Origin of the sequence: Acinetobacter pittii (assembly GCF_022449185.1) — a bacterium.
Taxonomy (GTDB): Bacteria; Pseudomonadota; Gammaproteobacteria; order Pseudomonadales; family Moraxellaceae; genus Acinetobacter; species Acinetobacter pittii_I.
In genome coordinates, this window is record NZ_JAKUKO010000001.1 from 923966 (window position 1) to 950783 (window position 26818).

Genomic DNA, 26818 nt, shown 5'->3' on the forward strand with positions numbered 1-26818 from the left:
GGTCATTATCTTTAATCTTTTGCGCTGATTTTAGAAAGGAAACAACTCTCAACTAGACTAGAAAATTTAGTCAGAACGTATTTGAGTTTATAAGGTGCTCATATCAATCACAAAACGATACCGCACGTCAGAACGCTCTAGGCGCTCAAATGCCTCATTAATTTGATCCATACGAATCATTTCACAGTCAGGTAAAATATTTTGACGGGCGCAGAAATTCAACATTTCCTGAGTTTCAGCGATACCGCCAATCATAGAACCTGCAATTCGACGGCGGCCCATAATCATTGGAACAGTAAACGGCTCTTCGAGTAATCCTAATTGTCCAACCACCACAAAAGTTCCATCAATATCTAATAATGGAATATAAGGGTTAATATCATGTTTTACTGGCACTGTATCCAAAATCACATCAAAGCCATTCAATGCTTGTTGCATGGCAGCCTCATCTGAAGTATCTAATAAATGATGTGCGCCCAATTGCAAAGCATCCGCTTCTTTATTTTTTGAACGGCTAAGTACCGTGACATCTGCACCTAAGCCTACAGCAAGTTTTACGGCCATATGACCCAAACCACCAAGCCCGATAATACCTACACGAATACCGGGGCCAACGTTCCAAGTACGTAGAGGAGAATAGGTAGTAATGCCTGCACATAGTAAAGGTGCTGCACGAGAGATATCTAAACGGTCCGGAATGCTTAGAACAAAATGTTCTTTCACGACAATATGCTTGGCGTATCCACCATAGGTATTTTCACCTGTGACCCGATCCTGACCATTGTAGGTTTGGGTCAGGATTTCACGGCACATGTGCTCTTCACCTTTTTGACATTGATCGCAAGCCATACAGCTATCAATAAAAGTTCCCACGGCGACATGGTCACCAATTTTAAACTTAGTCACATCTCGACCAATGGCAATTACTTTGCCAACAATTTCATGGCCGGGAACCAGTGGGTAGACCGTGCGTCCCCAGTCGTTTTTTGCCATGTGCAAATCTGAGTGGCAGACGCCTGAATATAAAATCTCGATTGTCACGTCATCGCCATTTGATTCGCGACGTTCAAATGTGAATGGCACAAGGGGTGTGCCTTGCTCTACAGCAGCATAGCCATAAGTTTTCATCTTTAAATCTCAATTTTGAAGTTATGAGCCAAGAACTACTCGAGGGTAAATAAGATCTTTGAGATCGAAGCCATTTTGCTCATTAACAATGCCAACCACTTTGTCGCTTTGATACAGTTGGTAGGCATAATCCGCTAATTGTTCGGCGCTAATAAATGCTTCTGGACTAAATAGGTGGTCGCCATCTATGCCACCATTAACAGAAGCTTGGCCTACAAATTCGGTTGCCGTTGCACCCGGTGCCAAGACTTTAACTCGCATTTTTTTGCCTTGAGACTGCATAGCTAAAGCTAGACCTTCGGTAAACGAGGCAACATAAAACTTAGTGGCACAATAGGTGACTGCAATATCAAATTGGGCGTATCCACCAATGGACGCGGTATTGATTAAGGTTGAATCTTTGTCTGCATAATCTTTTACATACAGCAAAGATAAATCCGTCAAAGCCTTAATATTCAGGTTAATCATATCGTTGGCTTTCTCAAGGTTAACATCCCATGGAAAACCATAATCACCAAAGCCTGCATTGTTAATGAGAACATCAATCTGAAAAGAATTTAGCTTTTCATAAAGTTGTTTTGCACTGCCATCTTTACTTAAGTCGGCAGTTTCAATATGTACTTTAATGGCAGGATATTTCGATTCAATATCTTGTTTGATTTGCTCAAGTGCCTCAATGCGGCGGGCAACAATAATTAAATTAAAACCTTCAGCCGCAAATTTATAGCTCAGCGCTTTACCGATACCCGAGCTGGCACCAGTGATAAGAACAGTTTTCATAGATATATTCAGCTTATAAAGAGAGGGTGAAACACGAGGTGAAGGGAGTGGAAAGTTTCCCTGCTTGAGAAACTTTCCAATTTATGAATTAAAGATGTTTTTGAAAAAATGGAATAATTTTTTCTAGGGCTTGAGCAACAGGTTCAGGTTGATCATATAAGTCATAGTGGCTTGCATCTTTAACCACAAAGAGGTTTTTATCTTTAGAAGCCGCTTTGCTATATAGCTCATAACCGTCACGATATGAACCGAAGCCTCCCGGAATTCCACCAATCACAATTTGTAAGGGTTGAGTGAGTAGGTGATCTGCCAAATGAAACGCATCAAACCCAACAGCAGCCGCTAAACCTGAAAAGCGAAGTTTATTTGGTGAACCTTCTGCCTGACCGCGCGGGGTTTTGTAGTAATCCACAGCTTCTTTAATATCAATATCATGAATGCCAGCTTGTTCACGCTCTTGTTGTGAGTTTGGAATGTACTGGGTAATAAATGGTTCGGCACCACGAGCTTCCGCAGTACGCTGTGCTGCAATGGCTTCTAAAGTTTTAATCGCAGCTTCAGGTGTTTGGTCACCTTCACGCATTAAACGACCATAGTTTGCTGCAACCACAGTTGCGACTGCTTTAAAACGGCGTTCAGTCATAGCAGCATTAACAGCATAACCACCGCCACCACATACGCCTAATACACCAATACGGTTTTCATCAACATAAGCAAGCGTTGTTAAATAGTCGGCTGCACAGCGGAAATCTTCTACACGTGTTGCAGGGTCTTCAAGGAAACGAGGTTCGCCACCGCTAGCACCTTGATAAGATGCATCAAATGCTAAAGTAATAAACCCAGCTTCAGTGAGTTTTTCACCATAGATTGCACCGGCAGTTTGTTCTTTACAGCTACTAATTGGATGGGCGCATACAATCGCCGCATATTTTTTGTTTTCATCAAAATCTTTTGGAAAACGTATAGTTGCAGAAACATCAATATCTTTATTTTTAAAAGTTACAGTTTTCATCATTTTTCTCCAAGAGAAGAACTATCTCGATGAAACCAATATACCCCTAGTGATTCATTATGATAATCCACTATAATGAGATAGCACTTATATTGAATACTTATAAATAATGAAAGAAAATCTGAATGATTTGCATACATTTATTGTGGTTGCACAGGAGCGAAGCTTCACTCGTGCGGCTGCAAAACTTAGAACTTCACAATCAGCCATTAGCCAAACGCTCCGTAATTTAGAGGACCGAATTGGTATAAAGCTATTATCAAGAACTACCAGAAGTGTCGCACCGACAGAAGCAGGTGAATATCTGCTTAGCTTGATTCAACCTGCCATCGAAGAAATAGAACATGGCATGAATCAGCTTAGCGCTTTAAAAAATGATCCGGCAGGAACATTACGTATTAGTGCCGATGAATATGGAATCCAGACTGTTCTATGGCCCGCTGTTGAAAAAGTTATACAACAATTTCCAAAAATTTCAGTCGAAATTACCTCTGATTATGGTCTGGTCGATATTGTAGATGGTCGTTTTGATGCAGGGCTGCGAAGAGGCGGTTTGGTTTCTAAAGATATGATCGCTTTACAAATTAGTGATCCTATACAAATGCTGACAGTGGCTACCAAAGAATATTTAGAACGTTACGGCCATCCTAAGCAGCCAAAAGATTTAGTTGAACATCAATGTATCAATTTAAGGTTACCCACACATGGTGAACTTTATCGTTGGCAATTTACCAAAGGAAATAAAACGCAGAGTGTTAATGTTAACGCTAAAATTGTTTTTACAACTTTATCTCCCGTGCTTCAAGCAGTAAGAAGTGGAGTAGGCATCGCTTATCTACCTATTGATATGGTTCAGCCTTATATTGAAAGTGGTGAACTGGAAGAAACACTAAAGGACTGGCGACATAGCTATGAACCGTATCACTTGTATTATCCGCATAGACGGGAGCAAGCACCTTTATTAAATATCTTAATCAATGCATTAAAAGAAAATTTTAATAAAAAATAGCTGCGCATAAGACTTATGGTTTGAGTCAATGATTAGAATTTTGCTGCTAATTAAATAAACACGGATATCTCAAAACATCCGTGTAAGAAAATTAGGTAAGGTTAATGATGTAAGGGAAAAGCTGCATTAGTCACTATTCATCGTTTAACGCACATTCAAAATTACTTGGGTTTTCTTTACATCTTACTTTTTTCAAAAAATTCATCATTTTAGGGTCATAAATACCTGCTTTTGTTAGCTGTATACGTGCCTCGCGCATCATTTTCATATAGTTTAATTGTTCATTTTTAGGAATATCCATCCAGTATTTTGAAGGAATATCACTTTCATATTTAGCAATAATGCCAAAGGTTCTATTTAGTTGGCTGGCTACCCAAGTTCGTGACTTTTGCCCAAAACCTGCCGGAAATTGGTCTTTACGAATAATGAAGTTTGCCGAAATTTGAGTTAAAGGAAAACGAACAATTGCTCCTTTTTCACCTAAACCTTTGTGTAATTCAAAAGGTTTAAATGCCACAATAGGAGCGGGCACAATGTCAATTTCATGATTATTAAATTTTGAACCAGCATTGGTGACGTCTACAGATACAGCCTGACCGCCAACATGTTGAACAAGCCTTGGTTGGGCTTCATCATATTTAAATACCCCAATTTTTTTTCCAGCAGCTTTTGCAAGTGTATTGATACTTCTATCATTTATGAACAAATATGCAGGACCAATTGTGCCTAAACCTGCAATTTCGTAAGGACCTACCACCATGTTTTTTGCGGCAATTGGTGAAGACAACAGCTTATAGGCATTAATTGCCGTTTTCATATTTGTTAATGCGCCAACTGCATCTAAGGATCCTGTATATTTATTAAACTGACGGCCACGTAAACCACTAATAATAGCACCATCACATTTTCCGACTTTTAAATCTTCAGCCGCAATGCGTTCATCAACATATGCTTTTAAAGATAAATCAGCTCCCCAATTTTTGGCTTCAAGCGCATAATCTTTGGCCAAAGCAAAAGCATCTCCCGATTTACCAATTGGGTCATACACACAAACGACTTGTTGTTTCGCATAAAGAGTTGTTGTTAAACAAGTACTTGTAATAAGTAAAATAACTTTCAAACGATCCATATTTAATTATCCATTATTTAAATTATAAAAATTATTGTATGAATCTTGCTTAGATTAGATATGACATTTAAATAAGAATTTAAAGAGAAAAAGTCAAAAGAGAGCATTGTTTAGATAATTTGAGATCTACAAGTAGGCTAAATTCAAAGAATAGCTGCACACACGTACTATATCAGTTTTTAAGAGCATGTAAAGAGAGTTTTTTAAAATATTTACTTAAATTTCAATGGGATATATATCTTTTTATGTATTGCAGTTTAGCCTAAGCAAATTAATAACTTTAGTAGCCAAAAGGCGATCTAGTAAAAGAAATTTTTATGGTAGCTAGTAACCAGAATACAGATCGTCAATTTAGAATGTAGTGAATCGCTCAGCTTGCTAGGGCAAATTAAAAATGTAATTACACTTTGTAGAAGGCTGCCTAGAGAATTAATCTGGCTAAAAATAGAAATAGGGTTAGTCAGTTTAAGTCGTTAAGCGCGCTAAGGGCTAGTAAGTTGCCTGAGCAACAGATTGCGAATTTACCGTAGTAAAGAATAAACGGCGTAGTAGCAATGCAGAGTAGCCAGCATCATATATAGGTAGGTTTCTACATATCTTATTTAACTTATGTTCACCTAAAATCTAGTTCACAAGGTAATTTTAAAAATAGATGAATAATAATAATAAGTTATGATTTTTATTTTTAATTTTAGATATTGATGGTTCATGAAGTAGAGATTTTTGTTCAAATAAAATTCTAAAACAAGTAATTTCAATATTTTTGGGGTTAGATCAATTTTTCTAAATTTTTATCAAATTTACGTAAAGTTATATTTATAAAAAGCTATTTGTTATAGCTCTCTTACGTTCAATCATCAGACAATAATAAATGATGGCATCAAAATAAGTTTAATTTAATTCAATATGCTCAACTAATTTGAGCATATTGAATTAATTTTAATAACTTAATTAAAAAAGCCTACAGCTATCATTTATAATGACAACAATCACTACTACTTTACAGAAGTATATTTTCTGTTGTAATAAATTAGTGGATTGTAGCTAACGTATTCATTTATATCACTATTAATTACTTCGCAAATATAAATATTATGAGAACCTATAGGACTAATTGATCTAATTTGTGCAAAAATATCAACAATTGAATCTTTTAAAAATAATCTTTCATTATTAGACTCATCCAGAGTAAACAGATCTTTATAAGCATCTACATCACGCTTGTTCGAGAATATTTCCGCGATATATTGCTGCTTACTATTAAGAAAATGTATATTAATCAAACTTTTTACATCAAGATGATTGTTCACCTTAAGGTTCTGGTTTAGGCAGAATAAAAAACAATTAGGTTCAGTCGAGACACTCATAAAAGAAGTAATAGTTGTACCTAATATATGGTTGTCTCGAGGTTTAATGCTAAATAAAGAAACCCCATGAGAGGAAAAACTCATGGTGTCCTTAAATTTTTGAAAATTACTCATATACTGTTTGTTGAACGTAATAGGGTCAAAAGAGATTTGATAGCTTTTCCTTGTGGAAATGCAATATATTCATAATCAATTATCTGTGGTCGCCAGCTCATTTTATATTGCCGTTGTGAACGAGCAGGATAGACAACACCACCTTTACTTTCCATAAATTTCATTATCTTATGAAAAGTAGGGGAGGAATTAAAGTTCAAATTTGGCTGTAGTTCTACCAAAGGTGTAAAACCAAAATTCAGATAATCTAAATCCTCTAATTCATTGAGTGCTTTCTGATTGATTAACTGCATTACTCCATCTTGAGTATCTGGGGCTTTACGAGTTATGTTGTGAAACCACCCCTTAAACTTACCAAAGTTTTTACTATATATAATATATGCGATGACCTCATTTTCCTTATTAGCTGTATAGAGCTTATGAAGTCCGGAATCTAAATTTAAGGTTTCAAAATCAGTAACCAAATTCGTTAAGTGTTTAGCCTTTTTGCCTTTTAACCAAGATTTATTGATTTCTTTAAGTCTAGGTTTAAGGATTTCAAAATTAGCCTGATCATCAATTCTTTCTACTGAAACACCACTTTTTTTTGCTTTATTAATTTTATTACGCAGCTGCTGGAACTTTTTTCCTTCAAGTGAGTAGTTTTTAATATCAATTGTATAAGATGCTCCTAATTGATTAATCAATAATGAGTTGTTTTCGAAAACTGGAATATCCTCTTTAGGAAAATGTAGAAAAAGATATTGGTATTTCTTGTCTTTACAGTACTTCAAAAAGTCTTTGAGTGTTTGTTCTTTATCATTTTGACTTGCTAGGATTCCACCCACGCTAATCAAAGTATTTTTATACTGAAAAAAAGCTATAGCGGATTTATCAGATATAAACCAAGTGAGATTCTTTTCAAAAAGTAGAGGAGATACAGAACTTCCGCAAAGGTCTAGAAGTTCTGTACCAATTAATTCATTAGTATGTAAGGATCTAATAGAAAACATAGTTAACTCTTATTCTACGTTGTAGTTTACAGACTTAAAGCCTTGCTTTTTAGCAATATTTAAAATGTTGCTTGCTTTTTTGAAATCTATACTTTTCCCAATACTTTGATGTTCTTCTGTATTATCCAAAGCCAATGCAATAGTTTCTGATAAACAAGCTAAATTAATCCCAGCTGGGGCTTTTACCATATTGCAGTCACTATAAAATACTTCATTAGGCTGTCTCACTAGACCACCTTCATAGATTTTGAAATCATCATCATTTACAAAGTCAAATGGTCTGGCAGCGTCAAATACTAAAGCCGATTTTTTTAGATATTTAGTATTGAGGAAGCCTTTTCCTTCACTTGTCGCTGAAATGACTGCATCTGCTTTCGAGAAAGCAATTTGATAATCGACCTCCAGAGAGAGTCCTAACTCAAGAAAATCATCAACTAATTTATCAAAATTGATCTTCTTATAATCAGTAGTACTTAGGTAAGAACTCAATTTGTCAAAAAAGGAATTTTTTGAAATTTGATAATCTGTAGTTAGACAGCTTTGTATTAAATAAGGAATAATTTCTTGCTGAATTTTTAATTCACTTCCTGGCCGGCCTACTAATATTAAATTGCCATATTTGTGAGCCACTCCTGAAACAGCTATTTTCCCTACGGATCCTCTTGCTCCTACAATGACCGCGCATGCATCTTCTACATTTTTATCTTCAATTAGTGAAAATAAGCTCTCTACTGTGGAAAGAGCAGTAAGTGAATTCCCATTAGTAACTGTAAGGTTATTGGCATGAGGTAAAATGCTAGTCCCACCATTAGCGATTACAGATGTGTATGCGCCTAGTCCTACCAGCTCAGCACCATTTTCTTCAGCGACTTGTAGGTATTCAAGCATTAAGTCTAGTTTCTCTTTTTCATTCAGCCGCATCATATCTTTTGGGCTAAGTGGGGAAAAGATAAACATTCCATTTGCATATGTCTTATCGTTGTATACACTAAAAAAAGCGCCTACATCTGGGCTATAATCGATTCGAGCAATATCCAGAATTTCATCTGCAAGCTGCCGCAGTTGATTATCATTAAAATTTTGTTTAATCGAATAAGGGAATGTATTTACTAGATCTTCAGCGGAAGTAGCATGAATGAAGAAAGCAAATGTTTTACCTGCATTTAAATTTTTATCTACAGTTTTATAGTTAATTTCGGCTATTTTAGTGTCATCTACATAAGAAACTGGGAATGAAATACTCAAATCTGGTAAAGAATCTTTATCTATATCTATCAAATTTCCAAACAGTACATCATAACGTCCATTCTTAATTATTTTGCAAATTTCTTCCAAGGCATTAATAAAACGATCAATATCATGAGAATTAATGTTTAAAGGAGGTTCAAATCGAATTGAGCATGGTTGGGATAATAGAGGCATTACAAATATATTATGGTTCTTCAAAAGAAAACCACAAATGATATAAGCTAGGCTGCCATTATTTTGACAGAAATTAATCAATATATTTTGTTGAGCCTCTTTATTATAAAACTCAAAAGCACGCATTAATCCCTGACCAGTAAAATTAATGATATCTGAATGTTGATCTGTAAGGTTTCTTATGCGCTCATCTAGATATTTACTTAAATTGTTCACATTTTCATATATTTTGTTCTCAGTATTATTCAAATGATTAATAACATTTAGAGCAACTGTTGCAGAAAGGGAGTTGTTAGCAAATGTAGAGCTATGTTTCTTATCAAAATTAAAATCATAGAATTGTTCTTTATAAATTACAGCACCAATAGGTACAATTCCTCCTCCTAATGCCTTTGAAAATAAAATACAATCTGGGAATATTTTATATTTCTTTGCTGCACAAATATCACCTAACCGTCCCAAGCCAGTTTGAATTTCATCAAAAATGGACATAGTCCCATGTTTCTCGCAGAGTTCAACAGCCAGTTTTAAAAACTCACATGTAGCTGGAAGCATTCCTCCTTCACCTAATACTGGTTCAACAATAAAAGCAGCAAATTCATTCGTGCTTAATTTGTTGATCAAGGCATCTGTATCATTTAAATTCACATATTCATAACTATCACTGTCATGAATATAAGGCATTTTGAAGCGATTTGATCCACTCGCAGATAAGGCTGCAAATGTTTTACCATGGAAGCCCTTAAAAATACCAAGGACCTTACGTCTACCAGTTTTAATACGAGCCAGCTTCAGTGCAGCCTCAACTGTTTCAGCTCCGCTGTTCGTGGTTATACATCTGGAATATAGATTGGAATTAACTGACTCAATTAAAGTTGTAGCAAACTCCTCAACTTTAGGATGAATATTAGGTTGTATGAAATTAGCCTGGTTAGAAGAAAAATAATTTTGAATGGCTTCTTTTAAAAATTCTGGATTATGACCAAAAGGTACAGCCCCGTATTGCGCTAAATAATCATAAGCAATCTGACCATTAGACAAGTAAAAAATATTGTCTTTAGCTGATTGAGGGTTAAGGCTAATTTTAAATTTATTTAGAAGATTTTGGCGATATTCATTAATTTTATACATTTTTTATCTCTTTTAAACGAATTGCTTATAAAATTGAAATTTACCTGTTGGATGATATTTAAGCATTTCAATATGATTAACTAATTTTAAAATTGATGGGTTTTTCATTACATTTATTCCACCAATATTTTGAAGAACAAAAGATTTAATATTATCTAAATTTTGTTCTACCAAATATCTCAAATTTAGAACTTCACTTAAGCTCTGCTCGGTAAGAATACTTTCAGAGCAGATATTGTTTATTTGAGATAAGAGGGTAGTATTCAAATTAGTAAATTCAACTAATCTTATTTTTATATTTGGAATATTAGATAAATTTTCTGGAATATTATTCATTAATTCTTCAGCTATGCCAATATATGCACTTACTGCAAAATAATTAAATAAAGATAACCCATAAATTAAACACAGTGATAATTCATCATCTTGTAGAGAGGAAAGCTCTTCTTCTTGTAAACTTACATTTTCAAATATTACTGCTTGGTTATCACAATATTTGAAAACATCTAAGTTCCAAAAAGATTGTACTGAAATTCCCTCTCTTTTAGAGGGTAAGTTAATTAATTTAAGTTTATTGTCTAATGCTGTTGATAAGACATAAAAGTCAGAGATACTTGATAAAGTACAAGGTTTCTTTTGACCATTTAAGATGAAAGAGTCATTGGTGATAGTGATTTCAGAAGAAGGATTAAAGACATCTACGCCAGCATTTCCTTCTGCAAAAGCAGAGGCGACCAATGCTTCATTTTGAATCACTTCTTTCAATATCTGAGATGCATTTCTGAATATCTTTGGATATTTAGCTAAAACTAAAACAATATGGTGATGCATAGTTAAAGCTATTCCCAAACTTGGCTCTAATGCCGCATTTTTACGAATAAGGTCAGAAAGGGACTTTAAAGACTCATTTGACTCATTTGCCTTAGTATTTAAAGAAACAGATAAAAGTTTATTGTTTTGCAGATATTCTTTTAAACTTACTTTATCTTTAACTACTATGTGGTCAGAATTATTTTCTTGCATTATATTCATTTATATCACCATGCTTTTTCTAAGATTTCAATAACTTCATGCCTTGTAGGCTTTACGGGGTTATAAATTATGGAGCCATCAACCAAGGCTTTTTTTGCAATAAAATTAAAATCATCTAATTGCACTTTATTGGTTGATCTAAGCTTAGAAGGAAGTTTAGACATTTCTTCTAACTCTTGTTTTAATTGACTGATTTTCTTGATTAAGAGTTCTACACGGTTTTGTTTGCTGCTGGATTTATACTCATTTTCTGTTAGAAAAAGTAAAGAGAGTTCACTTAACTCATCTAAAATATAATTTTTATTGAACTCTAAGACATGTGGTAGAAAAATACTGCAACACAAACCATGAGGGACTTTAAAATTAACACCTAATGCATGTGCTAAAGAATGTGTTAAACCAACCATTGAATTAGAAAATGCCATTCCTGCCATAGTAGATGCTTCTGCTAGAGCCAATCTTGATTCAAGATTTTGAGAGTCCTTCATTACTATAGGTAGGTTAAGTAATATCTTTTTTATGGCTGAGAAGGCAAGTTCAGATGAAATCGGATTTCTGCCGTTGCAAGTATATGCCTCGATGCAATGTGTTAAAGCATCCATTGCTGTCATTGCTGTAATATACAACGGTAAATTTAGCGTCATTAGCGGATCAAGTAGGGCATAATCAGCCATTAAATATGGTGAGTTAAAAATCAGCTTCTTATGTTTATCTGCAACAACTGCAACAGCAGTAACTTCTGAACCAGTACCAGCAGTTGTGGGAATGATGATAGACGGTTTTAATCTATGTGGAAGATTATTTACACCTAGATATTTCTCGAGATCACCCGGTAAAGTGACTGCAATATTTAATGCCTTAGAAGTGTCAATTACAGATCCACCCCCAATGGCAATGATCAAATTACATCTATGCTTTTCATACAGTTCACGTGCACTGTAGACTGCATTAACACTACCATCTGGTGGAATATCATCGAATATCACAAATGGAATAGTATTTTCATTCAAGACATTTATTACAGGCTCATGCGCATTCGCTGCTGAAATTCCTTTATCTGTCATGATGAAAACACTAGATCCATCAAGCTTATGAATGATTTCTGGTAAGCATTTAAGCGTTGCTATTCCTGATAGAATTCGTACAGGGCTAAAAAATTCATAGTTATTAAACATTATTTATATCTCAGATAATTAAATTTTTTATAAAATTAATTTTTCCACTTATTGGAATATGCTCATGCTTAGCAACAATATTTTTAGCAATAAATGAAGGTAAGAGATTGGCTTCAACAATTTCTAGACAATTGATAAAACGTATAGCTAACGAAGCATCACCGCTTGTTAAGAATCTATTATTTGCTACAGCTACTGTATTGCTCTCTTGGAGAGTTAATATTTTAAACGCCAGAATGGGGTGCTTAACTATGATCGCCAAGTCGTAATCAGTAATAGATTTCTCATCTTCGTTAATAAGATGAAAAGAGTTATTCCAGACCTGTAAAACAATATATCCATTTTTTAAATAATTAATTTTAAATAAAATTCTAGCCCCATCTCTGAAATCTTCAATTTGCTCTTTAAGTGCATAGTTTTCTTTACTGGCTTTATCTAAAATATTACCAATAATTCTCAAACTACTATTTAAATATAAATGGACAATATGAGTAGAAGCTCTATTAACTAATTTATTTTTAATCATTAAGTTAAATCCCTATATACTCGAGTCGTGATTTTTGCATTTGATGAACCATTGAGTTTGAAATTTCAAGACGCATCTCAGGGGTTGTATCTTTAAGTAATATTCCATCAACTAAATAATAATCTTCGATTAAGTGTTGATTTTCTTCTATCCCTTGCTGATAAAGAGATTCCCTTTGTAAAATAATTTTTTGAATATTAGAGGTATTCCAGATATTTAACCCTTCATGGATGCATTCTTGAAGACCATTTTTAATTTCTGGATTAGTATTTACTTTTGATTTAAGAATTTCGGCACATATGGTTAAATGCCTAACCTCATCAACATTGGCATATCTCTGAATTTCAGATGCTTTTTTATAAAACGGAAGCCATTTAACCTCACTTAATTCTGCTGTTGGTGCAAGGATCCCCTCCAAAATAATTGTAATAATACTAATACCCGCATAAAAATCGTTTTTATCAACTACCCATTTTTTAATAAAATCCTGGAAAGGAATCACAACTTGTTGATGAGAATGGTTTAGTACTTCAGCCATCTCTTCTAAAGGATTTGTAAGGGCTAATAAGCCATTATCTTTAAGATAAGTTCTAAAAAGATAACTATGGTGAGTTTCATCAATTAATAGGGTGTTTAAAAAATCATATTCTTTTAATGAGGGTGCTATTTTCACAATATCTAGAATTGCTTTAGAAGCATAAAATTCTGTTAATGATTTAAAGCTAAGTTCTTGTTTTAGAGAATTTTCTAAATATTTGTTATTTAATTGGATATCTTCCTTAAAAGTACCTATCTTATTTTCAGTACTTTTAGTAGTAAACCAATCATTCAAAATATTACTTTCAACTTTTGCTTTCATATTAGTAGCTTCTAATAAAAAACCAGGTAAATTCATAGTAACTCAATCCACTAGATTAATTGTTGGGGTTTTAAATGTATCTTTTTCTTCCTTCGGGAAATTACCAAGTAAACCTCTATCAAGAAATAAATGCGTATATAGAGCAATAAAACTATAATCATTCTTGACGAAATAAAGCCAAATGAGGCTGATAATTGTTATGGTGGCAAAGTTGTGACATAGATTATAAAGTTTATAGAATATTTTTGCGGTATCATTGTCACCCTTTAATAAATTCCATATTCTACCTGGTATATATCCGATTAAATCAATCAATAAAAAAAAGACTAGATAATAAATAATATTTATTTGGTTAAATAAAATTATTGTTAAAATGATTGAAATAAAAAAAAGATAAAAACTCTCTTTTTTAAGGAAATGAATTTTGTTTAGCATAACTCACCTATATTTGTTTTAATTCCCTTCACTATTTGTTGGGGATCTTTAAGCCAGCTACTATGTTTATTTCCTTTAATATTTTCTCCTAAATCAATACTTTCAAGTTTATAATTATTAAACATTTCGGCTAGTTTTTTTGTTGACTGCAGGGGGGCAAAATCATCACCTTTAATATTAATAAAATAAGCCTTGGCTTCGGATAAACTATCATTATTTAAATAGTAGCTATAATTACCTGTAAGGGCAGTGTGGCACCAATCTTTAATTAAAGTCTTAGCTTCTTTAACTCCAAATCCAATCTTATAGCCTGGTAGGTAACCATATAAATTTGTTAAAATTTTAAATAAGCCGACAGCTTTCAGAATAGTGAGTTTCCCCAGGCCATCCCAATTTTTATAATGAATATTACCGGTTGCAATTCCTATGACAGGTATTGTTTTATCGATCGCATATAAAGTTGCTAAATGCCCACCAAGACTGTGTCCAAGTAAGATAATATTTTTTGTATCAGCAGAACTGATTAAATGAGGCACAAAATCCTTTACTAAATCCGCATATCCGTAGTCTTTGCCTTTTTCAATGTGAGGTTGATTTTCTCCACAACAAGGATAGTCTGCAGTAACTACGTTAAATCCATAGCTATTTAGTTCAGCTATAAAATTTTGATATTTTTTAATTGGTACACCAATTGCAGGCAATAATATAAAAGTTATATTTTCAGATGTAGATTTACCTGCTTCGAATTTTTTTACTGTAACAGGGAACTTATTATTAAAAAGAAAATTTTCATTCATGGCTTTATTCCCCAAATGGATTCATGGAAATCATCACTGGTAGACCTAATTGTGATAAGAATTTTGTTCGTGAGCTTTTAACAGTTTTTCGTTCTTCTGCTAATAATTTTTTGAATTCTGAGTTAAATCTCAGACGTGGATATTTCTCTAGAACTTCCGTTCTATAATCCTTTGATAAGGTAAATAATTTATCCCCGACTACATCACAGGATGCACCTTGTTGAAGAAGAATTACTTCAGATTCATTGTCTTCAGCAATATGACCATTCATATGCATGCATATAGCATCTTTGACAGTTTTGATTTTGTTTTCGTCATAATTTAAGAGCTTTGCTTTTTTTTCAAATTGCATTGAGCTTTCATATGTAAAACATCTACAACCTTTTGATTCTTTATGATTATCTGTAAGACCGATGTCATGATACAAAGAAGCTACCAATAAAACTTCAGGATCATATTTTCTTTGATCCTGAAGGCCTATCGCAGCACCCCAAAAATAAGTTCTCCATGAATGATTGATAAGAGTACCTGGAGCTTTTTCATTCAGCTCATTTATCGCTTCTACAATAATCTTAGTATCAGGAACTTTTATATCTTTTAAATTTATATTGCTTTTTGAACTCCCAATATGAAGTTGAGACTTCATAACACCCAGCATACTAGGCAAAAGAATTTCATTTAGAAGTTTAAGTTTTTCTTTAGTGGTGAGATGACCATCTGTTGATTGCATCCATTCAAAGCTACCAATTTTTTTTATAGACATTCTTTTTTCCAATTTAGAGCATTTACTCTAAATTAATTCATACAGATCTGTCTGTCAATATTGTCTATTAAATATACTTAAATTTGATAACTGTTCTCATCATTCTTTATCTTAAATACCTAATATTGCTAAAAAATTTAAAATTAATTTCTTATATATAAGTAAAATGACATGAGTACCGTATAAGGTAATTTATTTAGTTTGGCTACATTATAGTTGTTGATTCTAAATATTTTTTACACATTTAAAGAACGTATATTTTTTATTATTTAGATAATAATTAGTATTTTGGCTTTTAGCAGGGAATGCATTAAGGCTACTATTAATAACGGATCTAATCATTTCTTGTACAACCAAAGTAGCTTTGTTTTTAGAGATGTTTTTCTACATGAAAGAGCCATTGGATAGGTCGGTATCGAAATTGGACATTTTGTATAAATTAGTGAGGCTACAATTTTAGAATTTTTTCTTAGCAACACTTTTACGTGAAATACCTGTGTCTTGGAAGTTTTCGTTAGGCTCTGTTGTTCCATAATCAATTTCATCTATTACCATAGATTCTGTTATCAATATAATCAAATAACTTCACCACCTTGACTAAGAGCAGGTCGAGGTTTAATGTATATCAAAAATAATGAACAAAATGATAGGTGTTATTTATTTAACTTATGTTTACCTAAATTCCAGTTTTTAAGTGAAATTATTAATATCTTTATAAAATTTAATCTATTACAAAGTATTTTAATTTAAATTAAAAAAATGGTTCATGAAATTGTAGGATTTAGTCATTTTAGACAACACATAGCCATATCATGCGACAGAATATGTCGCAATCAACATCATTCCTATAGAATAAGATTTTCACTCTATTTTTATTTAGATCACATTGAGCAGATTATTTGCCTTATAGTCTGTAATGATCTTTCTATCCATGATTATGATACTAGTCTCACGTCGTATCGCTAAATTGGTCTGCGTGGTATTCTGAGTTTCATACCATTTGTAGTATGCGTTAGAAAGCCAATTCCAACTGCCAATCACTAATAATCGATCATCTACCAGTAGAACCTTCTCATGAGTGCCTTGTGGAATACGGATAACATTATCTGAACCGAGTGCTTTGATGTACTCTTGGACCAACTGTTGATCATTGTCATCTTTTTGATTTATTTCTAAGTTGCTGTAACCATAATAAATCGTCACCTTGATACCTCGTTTCTTAGCTGCTTTGATTAGATCCAATTGTTTTTGGACTCGTACGTTGTGTGGTTTACGAATCCATGGAACTACAATCACAACAGATTTCTCCGCTTTATCAAGGTAGTACTCAAATGCTTTGATATGTTGAGCATCATAGATGTTCTTTTCTACAGCAAAGCTTATTGAAAGATCATGGTAACTTGGGCTCTGGCTACCAAGCTCTAGATAGAAATCTGAAGACGTGCGTTCAGCGACTATTTTTAATGGACCATTTGTTTGCTTAAGCTTGTGGTAGTTACCAACCACAATAAACTGCTGTTTTGCACGAGATACGGCTACGTTAAGCATGTTTGGACGTATGTTTTGAAAAGATGGACTGTCCAATTCCTCAAAGATCACTGGGCTATAAATAATCACGTCAAAGCCAGTACCTTGGAATTGATGTACTGTACCGATACGAGTTTCAAATTCACATCCAAGGCGTTTACCATAAGCATTCAACAATAAGCGTTTTTGATCCGCATACGGTGTAATAATACCGACATCAGCCTTCAGGTTGTAACCAGCCTTTTCTAGTTGATTTAATAATTCACCAATGGCACGAACTTCATCTAGGTTTGTCTTTCCAATCGACCTTGAACCATCGACATGGTAGAACATCAAATGATGCCCACCAAATGCATTGAAGGCTTTTTCGATTGATTCCTTAGGCTTGAAAGTAGTGACACTGAGATCTTTATATTCAGCAATATCAATAAACAATTTCGCGATCGGAGCTTGACATCGTCTATGCTCATCTAAAATGATCCCATCACCTATATCGCTGATTTCACCAGTTAAGGTTCCAGCTGCTCGGTGATATGCTGTAACCTGACCGGGACCAAGCATTTTGTATTCCTCGTCATGATTAAGGAAATACTCATTGTAGATTTTTTGAATAGATGGTTTTGAGATTGTGCGGATTGGCTCTAGTTGTAAGGGGTCACCAACGATCATCGCTGTATTACTACGTGACAATACTGGAACTAGATTTTCTACTGAAACCATCCCAGCCTCATCGACTAATACCAAGTTCCAAGGTTTTATGCCTTTAAGATGATCAAGTTTCTTATAACCAGACATTTTGTGTGCTGAAGCTAATGTAGACGCAACAACTGGGTACGCCAATGAAGTGAGATTATAAAAATTTTTACTTTGCTTGATGAATTTACCAAAATTAGGAGTAGGGGTATTTCCACCAAGTAACATGGCTGACCAATGAGATAATGCCTCAATGAGTTCAGGTTTACGCTTCAATTGCTCTTGGTAAAGGAATTGTACAGAATCCTCAAACATCTTGCGATTTAACTCAACCGCCTTTAAACGTAATGCATCTGATAAGTCCTGACATCCTTTAAAGCTTTCATTAAATTGCTTATGAGCGTTTATAAAAGCATTAAAATTGATTGATGTCTGGTGAAGTATATTCAATATTTTAAGTTGCTCAGTTCCATGGTTGAGTTTTCTTTCAAATTCACTTAACTCATCATATCGACTCAATACTTCACAAGAGGCTAAAAGATTAATTCTAGCTGGAGAAAACATTGTAACCAGTTTTAAAAATTGAAGTTTGAAGAAGTCACCAAAAGATAATGTGAACTTACCACGTACTTTTTTATTCAGCATCCAATCTGCGAATTGTGAAGGTGAGAATTTTTTTGGCCAATATGCCAATAAGTTTTTTACACACTCCATAGCAACATTGATTTCATCAATTTGTTCAGACAATTTTTTATTTTCAAAACTAAGTTGATTTTGGCGCTGTTCAAGTATTGCATCTGAATATCCTTTATCTTTTAATTCAGTATCTAACTTTTCACCAAGCTCCATCTGATATTTACTCAAGTCCTCACGAAGTGCTGTGGGATCTAAGTCGCTATTAGGATTAATGAATGGAACAGATGCTTTTTTTTCTTGGAGCAACTGATAATCTTTTTGAAATTGGTTGGCAATCTTATTAATTTCGATGCTACCGGCAATAATTTTCGCTTTAAGAGAATCATATTTATTTTGATCAAACTCATTCGCTTCAAGATGCGAAATATAGGGCTCTAATCGGTTTTTGACTTCATTTTCTATTTTTTGCTTTGAACCGCCATGAAACCAAAGCCAACTTAATTCTTTTGTGAATTCATCTGCTCTTAGATCGGCAATGACGTTATCTACAGCTTTAATCGCTGTAGAGCATACCAACATATTATGATTTTTATCTTCACCACTAATAATTGAAAGTGCACGAGCAGTAATTTGCTGAGCAATTAAGGATTTGAATAGAGTGGTTTTACCAGTACCAGGAGCACCTTGAACTGCAATCAATGGTAATTCAGGTTTTATATTGGCTGCTTGTATTGATTGAAACTGTCCACGTCCTAATGAGTATTCATGCTCAAATAGGCCATAAATTTTGGTCTCATGCACTGGACAGCTTTTGATAATCGATTGGTTCTTGTTAGTTTTACTTAAATAGATATTTAGTAATGGATAATTTTTTGACACATAGTTTTCGCTACTTTGATCAGTTTTTTCTATTTCTGATAATAAATATTTAAAGTCCTCGAGATCGCGGTTACTGCTTAAATCATCATTAATAACTGAAAAGATTAGTCCACTTGTATTTGGAGCCAAAAAGATTTGATTGAAGTTATTGTTCTTCATTTGCAGGCGCTCATTTGCCCAACTTAAGAAACCTTCATATACTGATTTAAAGTCTGAGTGTTTGGTATCGCATAGTAAATTAATCATATCAATGAAATTACGAGTTTCATCAATTTGATCTATATCAACATCAAAATAATTCAGCAGTACAGAGATATTCACCTTAATGCTATCGGGTAGATTTGAAGATATATCAAACCCAGTGAATCCATCTCTCACCAAAAAATCCGAAGGAAGTTCTACGATGAATAAGGGAAGATAAAATGTCTCGCGGTTCTTGTGCATCGTAAGCAAAGGAAATGCAAAAGAAAGTTGGTCTCGAATGACCTCTGCATTTAGATCTTCATCAAAAGTTACATATTTTTCTTTGAGATGTGCAATTTGCATTGGATGCAATTCAATAAATACACCATGGCTGTCAACATTCTCAATTAAATCAGAGTCCTTAAAAATAATATTTTGGCAGTTATTAACACCGATCACAGGAATTTTGGACTTTTCACAACCTGTAATCTCTATGAAACGTTGCCAAGCTTTAAGTAAATTTTCCTGATCTAAACTCATTGCTAACTCAAATTATTATTTAAATAAATACTATCATATAGATAAGATTTTATTAGGCACTACGTAATATACATGTCTGTTATATCTACATTTGACGAAATATTTTGTCTTTTACAAAGTGTGGAAAATGGGTATATTCATTGCAATTACCTAATTAAAACATAAGTAAATATCATGTAAGATATATTTTGACTGCGATATAGAGTAAAATTCATCATAGATCAGAATTAATGAATTGAATATCATTTACTATTTATTTAATTTATGTTCACCTGACGTCTAATTTATAATTCTTGTTAAATTTTATGTATATAAAACAAAGTGTTACCAATCATATAAAAGTATAATGTAAAAAACTTCATCAACTTCATTTAAAATTGATTCCATTTTTAATATAAATTGATAAAATGTTTATAAATCATTATTTTATACAAATATTAAATGTTAAAAATTCATGTAATAGATGCGACTCATGGAGATTGTCTTCTTCTTGATTTTGATCATTCAAAAATTTTGATCGATTGTGGTCCAAAATTATTCAAAGCTCGTAGAGATGTACTAGCTAATATAGAAAACATTATAGGTGGAAATAGTGTTGTTGATATAGCAATAGTCACTCATAATGATGATGACCACATCGGTGGATTTGAATTTTTGCTTGATACTTCTATTAAAATTAACACTATTATTTTTAATAGCCTCCAAGATATTCCTGACATTATAAAAAGCTCACAGAAACAAATCTCATATAACCAAGATAATATTCTTAGACAAAAATTATTGGAAGAACGTGGAATTCAAATTCAATGTTTGACCAGAAATTCTACTCCTTTAATATTTAAAGATATTAAGTTAACTGCAATAACACCAACAGCTGAAATCCTAGAGCGAATGTTAAAGGACGCTGATGCTAAAAAAGAAAGAGAAGAAGAAAAGAAAAGGCAAAAACAAATTTCAAGTTCGAAAACTGAAGAAATAAAACTTGCAGAAGCTTTACAAAAAATACAATCTGGTCAAGATAGTTTTGTAAAAGATACATCTATTACAAATAGATCAAGTATAGGATTAATCATTGAATATGGAAACTTCTCGGGGCTTTTTCTAGGGGATGCTCATGCTAAAGATGTTATAGAAGGTTTAAATATCGCAGGTTTTATAAAACATCGATTTGATGTGGTAAAGATTTCACATCATGGTAGTGAACATAATACAAATATCGATTTACTAGAGCTTATTGGAAAAACTGAATATATCTTGTGTGCAGATAATGAAACAAAAAATAAGCATCCTAATAACATTACCTTAGCTAGAATTCTAAGTTTCGATAATAATCCAACTATTCATTTAAGCTCAAATAGCTCTGATCTATTAGTAAAAATTGAAGAGTGTAAAAGTCTAGGTTTTAGTATTAATGAAACATATCCGACTAATGGAGTGAATACACTTTATTATGAATACAAGTAATCTAATACAAGTTAAAGTACTCCAAAATGAATCTAGTGGATATTTTTTCAAATCCTATGATGACAATAAATCATTTGTCATCACATCAAAGCATAGTATTTGCGAGTTCAGAAGTACTTGTGATCTTATTGAGAGTTCAGTTAAAGATTGTTGCAGAACGTGTCCACTAGAGTTTGATACTCAAAAAATTCAATTACTTAGTAATGGTAATGATGTTTCTCTTCACATAGAAAAAATCTATTATGAGAAAGCAAAAGATTTAGTAATTATACATGTTATTGAAACTGCTACCAATAAACTAATAGTTAATGAAAAAAGTTGTAGCAATCTCTATTTAGCTTCTGGATTTAATAACTTAGAATCAGGGGTGACCAACTTAATATTGGATACGCCTAGAAGCATTAATACGCTTATATATTATAATTTACATTCAAATCCAACACCAAATTTGATAGAAAAAGAAAGAAATTTTCAGGGAATTTCGGGTTCTGTAGTTTTTACACATCATAAAAATTACCCAACAGCAAAAGCACTAATCGTCCATAATGAAAATCATAATGATTTTGGAGCAGAATGTCTTGATACTTTAAATTTCAGTGAAATCAATCAATTTTTTGAATGCAAGGTTTTTGATCAAAGATTTTACATTTCAGAAATACAGAAAATTAAAGATATTAGTCGACAAAGTTTAGAATTAATTCCGAAGATAATTGATGGGGTGGAGTTATCTAGACCTGCATTACATAAAGAGTTTGAAGATAAATTAAATTTAGGCAGATTTATACAAATTACAGGTTTGTCAGGTACAGGTAAATCAGTTCTACTAAGACAAATCGCAGAGTCAAAAGCTAATAATCTACCATCTTTATTCATTAAATCAGATCAACTTACGGGAAGTAATACTTGGTTGGAATATCTATCTAGAGTTGGACTACCTAGTTTTTCAATTTCAGAGTGGCTAATAAGTTTGGAAGCCGTTGGGGGAGTTCCTATTGTCTTTATTGATGGTATAGACAGAATTAGTGAAAATAGTAAACCAATCATTGAAGAGTTAATTACTACAATTTTTAATAATCACGATTTAACCAATTGGAAAATCGTTACTACGTTAAGAGACACTGGACTTGAACCATTAAAACTATGGGTCGGTGCTCTATTGAAGAATATAGCTATCCAAACCTTAAACGTAGATCTTTTAAGTGATGATGATTGTTATACATTAGCTCAACAAATTCCTGGCATTCAGAAGCTATTATTCAGTGATAGTAAAGTCAGAGAGATCATTAGACGTCCTTTTTTTGCTAAAGTTTTAACCAGTTTAAAAGCCAATAATTTTGAACCTGAGTCAGAACTAGAATTAATAGATGCATGGTGGGAACGAGGCGGATTTAATGAAACTGGTCAATCTACTTATAATCGACAAGATTTTTTAAAAACACTTTCTGAACTTAAATCTCAAAGCCTTAGTAAGAGTGTCAAGCGTAGAGAGATTCAGCCTATTGATGTTTTAGATAGCTTGGTTGTTGACGGGATAGTTCATGTAAATTCTAAAAGTTCTACTGTTGATTTTACACATGACATATTTTATGAATGGTCATTACTTTATCTTCTTTTAGAAGAAGAACAAGACTGGTTGAATAAAATAGAAAGCTTTGGACAACCTCCTTATATAAGTAGGGTTGTAGAATTGCTTGCTCAACGAGAATTTATTGACGATCAGTGGATTAGTCATTTAGAAAACCCAAAATTTAAAGAGCTAAGATCACAATGGTTAAGAGCATGGGTGATTGGACCAATAGGATACCCAAAGTTCATTGAGTTGAGTATTGGATATACACAAGTCTTACTCGAAAATGATTTTGATCTCTTTAATAAGTTATTGACATGGTTTCAAGCAGAGAAGACTAAAGCAAATCCTGTATTATTAATACAGTCTGATAAACTAGAGATGGCTATTCAATATCCTTGGCCATCTGATGCTTCACTATGGCGAACACTTTTAGAATATATTTTTAAGCTAATCCCAAGCATACCTCCCAAAGTATATCCTCAAATACTGAAGATTTTTGAAGTTTGGCAATATTTAGGTATTCATATACCCTCAAATCAAATGTCTAAAATGCTTTTGGATGTATCAATTCACTGGCTTTTAGAAATTTCTCAAAAAGAAAGATCTAACGACTGGGGACAAATAGTTAACTTAAAAGATTTTAAGTTGGGTCTAATTAACTTAATTTTGGTTTCAATACATTCAAATCCATCCTATATGGAAAAATATTTAAATTTTCTACTTTTGGAAAATGAAGTTTCTAGAGATACTTATGCACATATAGTAGGTGCTTCATCCCTTATTTCACAACATCATCCAAAATTACTTGCTGATTTAACGCTAAAATTTTTATTAGATGAACTGCCTAAAACACGTATAGAACGTGAGGAAAGAAGCTATCAAAGAACAAAGCAATATTATCAAGAGTTACTGGCTAAACCTGAAGAAGAAAGATCAAAAGAAGAACAATTAATGATTGATCGTCGTGCCTTATTTTTTCATCAAGCACCATATCAACAAATTCAGAGAAAGGATTGGGAAAATTTATCAATTAAATATGAATCTAAATACTTTTATCCTAGCTCACCTTTAAAGGAGCCATTTTTTTCACTATTGAAGCATTCAGAAGATAATGCATTACAGCTCATACGTGATCTATCTAACCATGCTATTAAAGCATGGAAACAACTATGTGAAATTTCTGAACAAGCACCTATACCAACTACTATTGAATTTCCTTGGGGAGTACAAGAATTTTGGGGAAATGAAAAGCAATATATCTGGAAAAAAACTGTTTGGATAAATAATGCGATTTCATCGGCCTTTATGGTCTTAGAGAACTGGTGCTTTGAACAGCTAGAACAAGGGCGAGATTTTGATGAACTCATTCATAAAATTACATCAGGAAATGAGTCCGTTGGAATTCTCGGTGTAGTAAGTGTTTTAGCTCTTAATAAGCAAGTGGTTTCTAATTCTATATTGCCAGTTGTTACTAATTTTAAAATTTTAGAATTAGATAAATATCGTTTTCAGCAATGCTTACAAGAACCTAGTACAACTTTATTCTCTCTTCAAGATAAATCAAAATATCAAAATGATATTGAAGCTGTCAGACACAACTTCAATAGACAAGGCCATAAATTAAATTTAGAGTTTTTATTAAAATATTATTTTATAAATTCTGAGTTCAGGGAACTTACAAAAGATAAGTTATCTAATTTAAAAGTTGATCTTCCTTTTAATTTTGAACATCAGAAGGTAGATGAATCAATAATTAATTTTTTAGAACAGCGAGCTGCTTATTACGCTGAATATGGCAATTTCGAAAATTACTTTTCTCAAAAAATAGATGAGAATCAAATAGGTATTTTCTTTAATCATCCTCAGTATAGAAAGCAATCTGAATCGAAAGAGTATAAACAACTGAATGAGTTTGCCACATATTTTGGAGTAGCATATTGGGCTGAAAAATCATTAGAAGCTAATGCAATTCAAAATAATTACACCATAGATTCAGTCATTAAGTTATTCAAAGATTTAGAAGAAAAAGACTTATTTGAAGATGCTTGTGATGTGCAAGAAAGCTCATCTACGCATAAAAGTATGAAACAAAATGCTTTTAGTGCATTAGCTACGATGATCTTAGTCTTTAGAGCAAATAGTAAAGAAGACGATCTAGAGTGGGCTCGTGATATTTTAAATCAAGCAGTCCAACTACCTTATAGTTCTTATGAAGTAGGGTGTCCACAAGCTTCCTTAACTTTTCATCCGAAGAAGTTTCTTGCTCAGGCTTTAGCAAGTGAAATTATTCATAACACTATGAATAATTTCACTTTTATGAATCTTCTAGATATTGTAGTGAGCCCATGTCATGAAATTTCATTAATCTCTCTAAAAGAATGTCTGAAATTATTTGATATAAATCCTAAATTCACTTGGACAGCAATTTATTTTTCATTTGCTCTATGTAAGAATAATTTAAAATATCGATTTTATCGATTGGATAAGTATCCCGAAGCAAAACAAGAAGTAGATCAAGTATATGAACATCTGAAAAACTACTTAAAATCAGAAAATGATTGGTGTGTACTACCAATACCTGATGCTCCTTGGGTAGAACTGGATGAACAAACAATTCAAAACAAAAGAGAAAGAGATAAAAGAATTACTGATATAATAAATAAGCAAAGAGTGGGCTATAAGCCTAGATTAGGTCTTCATAAAAATTATTCAAAGTGGGTAAAATCAGATAATCAATGGGATTATCAGTTCTCAGAAAAAATTATTCACTTACTACCTGAGAAACTACTTCATGATACCTCTCGAACCTATATTCTCAATTTTTTAAAAAGTTGCTTAGAATGGACTATAGAAAAACAGGAACCTTCTTGGCTTGAAGAAAATCAAAGGGTTGATGACAAAGATATTATTCATGAATGGAATCATAGCATATCTAGAGCTTTAGTAAGAGTTGTTGGAATATTGCCTACAGAAGAAATCAACTCACAATTCCTTATACCAATTCTTAATCTTAGAACAGATACTTGTTGGGAGTTGCTTAATCCATTCATTAGTAATTATATTTGTCGCTATATTTATGATGCACAGAACATTCCTCACAATGCGTTAGATGTTTTAGATTTATGTTTGGATCGTTTTTTAAAAGTATCGTGTTTTGATAAAAAAAGTTATAGAAGTGGAAAAATTTCAGGACTCGACTTATCTGAAATCGCAAAATCACTGATGTTTGTGTCACTAGATCAAGATGCGCCTTTAGCCAATAGATTCGTAAATGGTGATTGGACTGAAATTGGTACAATTTTACCTTTAGTTGATAAGTATGTTAGAGCAGTAGGTTGGATTAAAGATGTTATTCTTCTATTCTTGAAATTGTGCGAACGATCAATCCAAAATTATCCATCATATTTATATGCTGATCAAATTTTAGGATTAATCTCTTCAGGTGAAGTATTAAATTGGGACGACTACGTATATCAAAGGATATCTAGCCTTATCCAAATTTTTATAGATAAGGAACAAATGATGCCAATAGAATTACGACAAAAATTTTTAAGAATTATTGATTGGCTAGTTGATCATGGTGATCGAAAAAGTGCAGCCCTTCAACAAAGTAACTTTTTCCAAAAAGTAAAAAGTTGCTGAGCAATTAATTTTT

At 32.9% G+C, this 26818-nt stretch carries 17 protein-coding genes; 3 read left to right on the plus strand and 14 right to left on the minus strand.

Annotated elements, in window-relative coordinates; genetic code table 11:
• Positions 1 to 87: 87 nt before the first annotated feature.
• From MKX14_RS04370 to MKX14_RS04380, 3 genes are all read right to left on the minus strand, one after another.
• Positions 88 to 1128, minus strand: a complete 1041-nt coding sequence (locus MKX14_RS04370; protein ID WP_240281868.1) for an NAD(P)-dependent alcohol dehydrogenase — start codon at positions 1126 to 1128, stop codon at positions 88 to 90.
• Between the two features lie 21 nt (positions 1129 to 1149).
• Positions 1150 to 1908 (minus strand): SDR family NAD(P)-dependent oxidoreductase, encoded by a 759-nt coding sequence (locus MKX14_RS04375; RefSeq protein WP_004887188.1) that lies wholly within the window; start codon positions 1906 to 1908, stop codon positions 1150 to 1152.
• Between the two features lie 88 nt (positions 1909 to 1996).
• Positions 1997 to 2920 (minus strand): alpha/beta hydrolase, encoded by a 924-nt coding sequence (locus MKX14_RS04380; RefSeq protein WP_171334266.1) that lies wholly within the window; start codon positions 2918 to 2920, stop codon positions 1997 to 1999.
• A gap of 109 nt (positions 2921 to 3029) precedes the next feature.
• Here MKX14_RS04380 and MKX14_RS04385 point away from each other — a divergent pair, with 109 nt between their 5' ends.
• Positions 3030 to 3929 carry a LysR family transcriptional regulator gene (locus MKX14_RS04385; protein ID WP_240281869.1) on the plus strand — a complete coding sequence of 300 codons (900 nt, stop codon included), beginning with the start codon at positions 3030 to 3032 and terminating at the stop codon, positions 3927 to 3929.
• Between the two features lie 133 nt (positions 3930 to 4062).
• Here MKX14_RS04385 and adeT1 read toward each other — a convergent pair whose 3' ends face one another.
• The 11 genes from adeT1 to MKX14_RS04435 all read right to left on the minus strand — a co-directional run bounded on the left by adeT1 (position 4063) and on the right by MKX14_RS04435 (position 20129).
• On the minus strand, positions 4063 to 5058 hold the full coding sequence (adeT1, locus tag MKX14_RS04390; RefSeq protein ID WP_240281870.1) for a putative multidrug efflux protein AdeT1: 996 nt from the start codon (positions 5056 to 5058) through the stop codon (positions 4063 to 4065).
• Positions 5059 to 6053: 995 nt separating this feature from the next.
• A complete protein-coding gene (locus MKX14_RS18310; RefSeq protein WP_216076452.1) occupies positions 6054 to 6539 on the minus strand; it encodes a flavin reductase family protein in 486 nt (161 codons plus the stop codon).
• Positions 6536 to 7531, minus strand: a complete 996-nt coding sequence (locus MKX14_RS04395) for a DUF2156 domain-containing protein (RefSeq protein WP_169329345.1) — start codon at positions 7529 to 7531, stop codon at positions 6536 to 6538. The genes MKX14_RS18310 and MKX14_RS04395 overlap by 4 nt, the downstream gene beginning before the upstream one ends.
• Positions 7532 to 7540: 9 nt before the next feature.
• Positions 7541 to 10084: an aminotransferase class III-fold pyridoxal phosphate-dependent enzyme gene (locus MKX14_RS04400; RefSeq protein WP_169329346.1), complete on the minus strand. Its 2544-nt coding sequence runs from the start codon at positions 10082 to 10084 to the stop codon at positions 7541 to 7543.
• 12 nt (positions 10085 to 10096) lie between these two features.
• Entirely contained in the window at positions 10097 to 11116 is a 1020-nt protein-coding gene (locus MKX14_RS04405; RefSeq protein ID WP_125698729.1) for an acyl-CoA/acyl-ACP dehydrogenase, read from the minus strand.
• 5 nt (positions 11117 to 11121) lie between these two features.
• Positions 11122 to 12291 carry an iron-containing alcohol dehydrogenase gene (locus MKX14_RS04410; RefSeq protein ID WP_125698730.1) on the minus strand — a complete coding sequence of 390 codons (1170 nt, stop codon included), beginning with the start codon at positions 12289 to 12291 and terminating at the stop codon, positions 11122 to 11124.
• 10 nt (positions 12292 to 12301) lie between these two features.
• Positions 12302 to 12817 (minus strand): hypothetical protein, encoded by a 516-nt coding sequence (locus MKX14_RS04415; protein ID WP_169329348.1) that lies wholly within the window; start codon positions 12815 to 12817, stop codon positions 12302 to 12304.
• Between the two features lie 4 nt (positions 12818 to 12821).
• Positions 12822 to 13712: a hypothetical protein gene (locus MKX14_RS04420; protein WP_169329349.1), complete on the minus strand. Its 891-nt coding sequence runs from the start codon at positions 13710 to 13712 to the stop codon at positions 12822 to 12824.
• 392 nt (positions 13713 to 14104) lie between these two features.
• Complete coding sequence (locus MKX14_RS04425; RefSeq protein WP_169329350.1) at positions 14105 to 14908, minus strand: alpha/beta fold hydrolase; 804 nt, start codon at positions 14906 to 14908, stop codon at positions 14105 to 14107.
• Positions 14909 to 14912: 4 nt separating this feature from the next.
• Entirely contained in the window at positions 14913 to 15671 is a 759-nt protein-coding gene (locus tag MKX14_RS04430) for an HD domain-containing protein (RefSeq protein ID WP_169329351.1), read from the minus strand.
• Between the two features lie 876 nt (positions 15672 to 16547).
• A complete protein-coding gene (locus tag MKX14_RS04435) occupies positions 16548 to 20129 on the minus strand; it encodes an AAA domain-containing protein (protein ID WP_240281871.1) in 3582 nt (1193 codons plus the stop codon).
• 441 nt (positions 20130 to 20570) lie between these two features.
• Here MKX14_RS04435 and MKX14_RS04440 point away from each other — a divergent pair, with 441 nt between their 5' ends.
• Both MKX14_RS04440 and MKX14_RS04445 read left to right on the plus strand, forming a co-directional pair.
• Entirely contained in the window at positions 20571 to 21593 is a 1023-nt protein-coding gene (locus MKX14_RS04440) for a ComEC/Rec2 family competence protein (protein WP_119056960.1), read from the plus strand.
• A complete protein-coding gene (locus MKX14_RS04445; RefSeq protein ID WP_240281872.1) occupies positions 21580 to 26805 on the plus strand; it encodes an ATP-binding protein in 5226 nt (1741 codons plus the stop codon). Before MKX14_RS04440 ends, MKX14_RS04445 begins: the two co-directional genes overlap by 14 nt.
• Positions 26806 to 26818: the final 13 nt, after the last annotated feature.

What these genes read in the sequence shown, in the direction of transcription:
- MKX14_RS04425 (WP_169329350.1), bottom strand. Translation starts at nt 14,908, where the DNA reads ATGAATGAAAATTTTCTTTTTAATAATAAGTTCCCTGTTACAGTAAAA.
- MKX14_RS04445 (WP_240281872.1), top strand. Translation starts at nt 21,580, where the DNA reads ATGAATACAAGTAATCTAATACAAGTTAAAGTACTCCAAAATGAATCT.
- MKX14_RS04400 (WP_169329346.1), bottom strand. Translation starts at nt 10,084, where the DNA reads ATGTATAAAATTAATGAATATCGCCAAAATCTTCTAAATAAATTTAAA.
- MKX14_RS04415 (WP_169329348.1), bottom strand. Translation starts at nt 12,817, where the DNA reads ATGATTAAAAATAAATTAGTTAATAGAGCTTCTACTCATATTGTCCAT.
- MKX14_RS04420 (WP_169329349.1), bottom strand. Translation starts at nt 13,712, where the DNA reads ATGAATTTACCTGGTTTTTTATTAGAAGCTACTAATATGAAAGCAAAA.
- MKX14_RS04440 (WP_119056960.1), top strand. Translation starts at nt 20,571, where the DNA reads ATGTTAAAAATTCATGTAATAGATGCGACTCATGGAGATTGTCTTCTT.
- MKX14_RS04395 (WP_169329345.1), bottom strand. Translation starts at nt 7,531, where the DNA reads ATGTTTTCTATTAGATCCTTACATACTAATGAATTAATTGGTACAGAA.
- MKX14_RS04410 (WP_125698730.1), bottom strand. Translation starts at nt 12,291, where the DNA reads ATGTTTAATAACTATGAATTTTTTAGCCCTGTACGAATTCTATCAGGA.
- MKX14_RS04435 (WP_240281871.1), bottom strand. Translation starts at nt 20,129, where the DNA reads ATGAGTTTAGATCAGGAAAATTTACTTAAAGCTTGGCAACGTTTCATA.
- MKX14_RS04380 (WP_171334266.1), bottom strand. Translation starts at nt 2,920, where the DNA reads ATGAAAACTGTAACTTTTAAAAATAAAGATATTGATGTTTCTGCAACT.
- adeT1 (WP_240281870.1), bottom strand. Translation starts at nt 5,058, where the DNA reads ATGGATCGTTTGAAAGTTATTTTACTTATTACAAGTACTTGTTTAACA.
- MKX14_RS04405 (WP_125698729.1), bottom strand. Translation starts at nt 11,116, where the DNA reads ATGAATATAATGCAAGAAAATAATTCTGACCACATAGTAGTTAAAGAT.
- MKX14_RS18310 (WP_216076452.1), bottom strand. Translation starts at nt 6,539, where the DNA reads ATGAGTAATTTTCAAAAATTTAAGGACACCATGAGTTTTTCCTCTCAT.
- MKX14_RS04385 (WP_240281869.1), top strand. Translation starts at nt 3,030, where the DNA reads ATGAAAGAAAATCTGAATGATTTGCATACATTTATTGTGGTTGCACAG.
- MKX14_RS04430 (WP_169329351.1), bottom strand. Translation starts at nt 15,671, where the DNA reads ATGTCTATAAAAAAAATTGGTAGCTTTGAATGGATGCAATCAACAGAT.
- MKX14_RS04370 (WP_240281868.1), bottom strand. Translation starts at nt 1,128, where the DNA reads ATGAAAACTTATGGCTATGCTGCTGTAGAGCAAGGCACACCCCTTGTG.
- MKX14_RS04375 (WP_004887188.1), bottom strand. Translation starts at nt 1,908, where the DNA reads ATGAAAACTGTTCTTATCACTGGTGCCAGCTCGGGTATCGGTAAAGCG.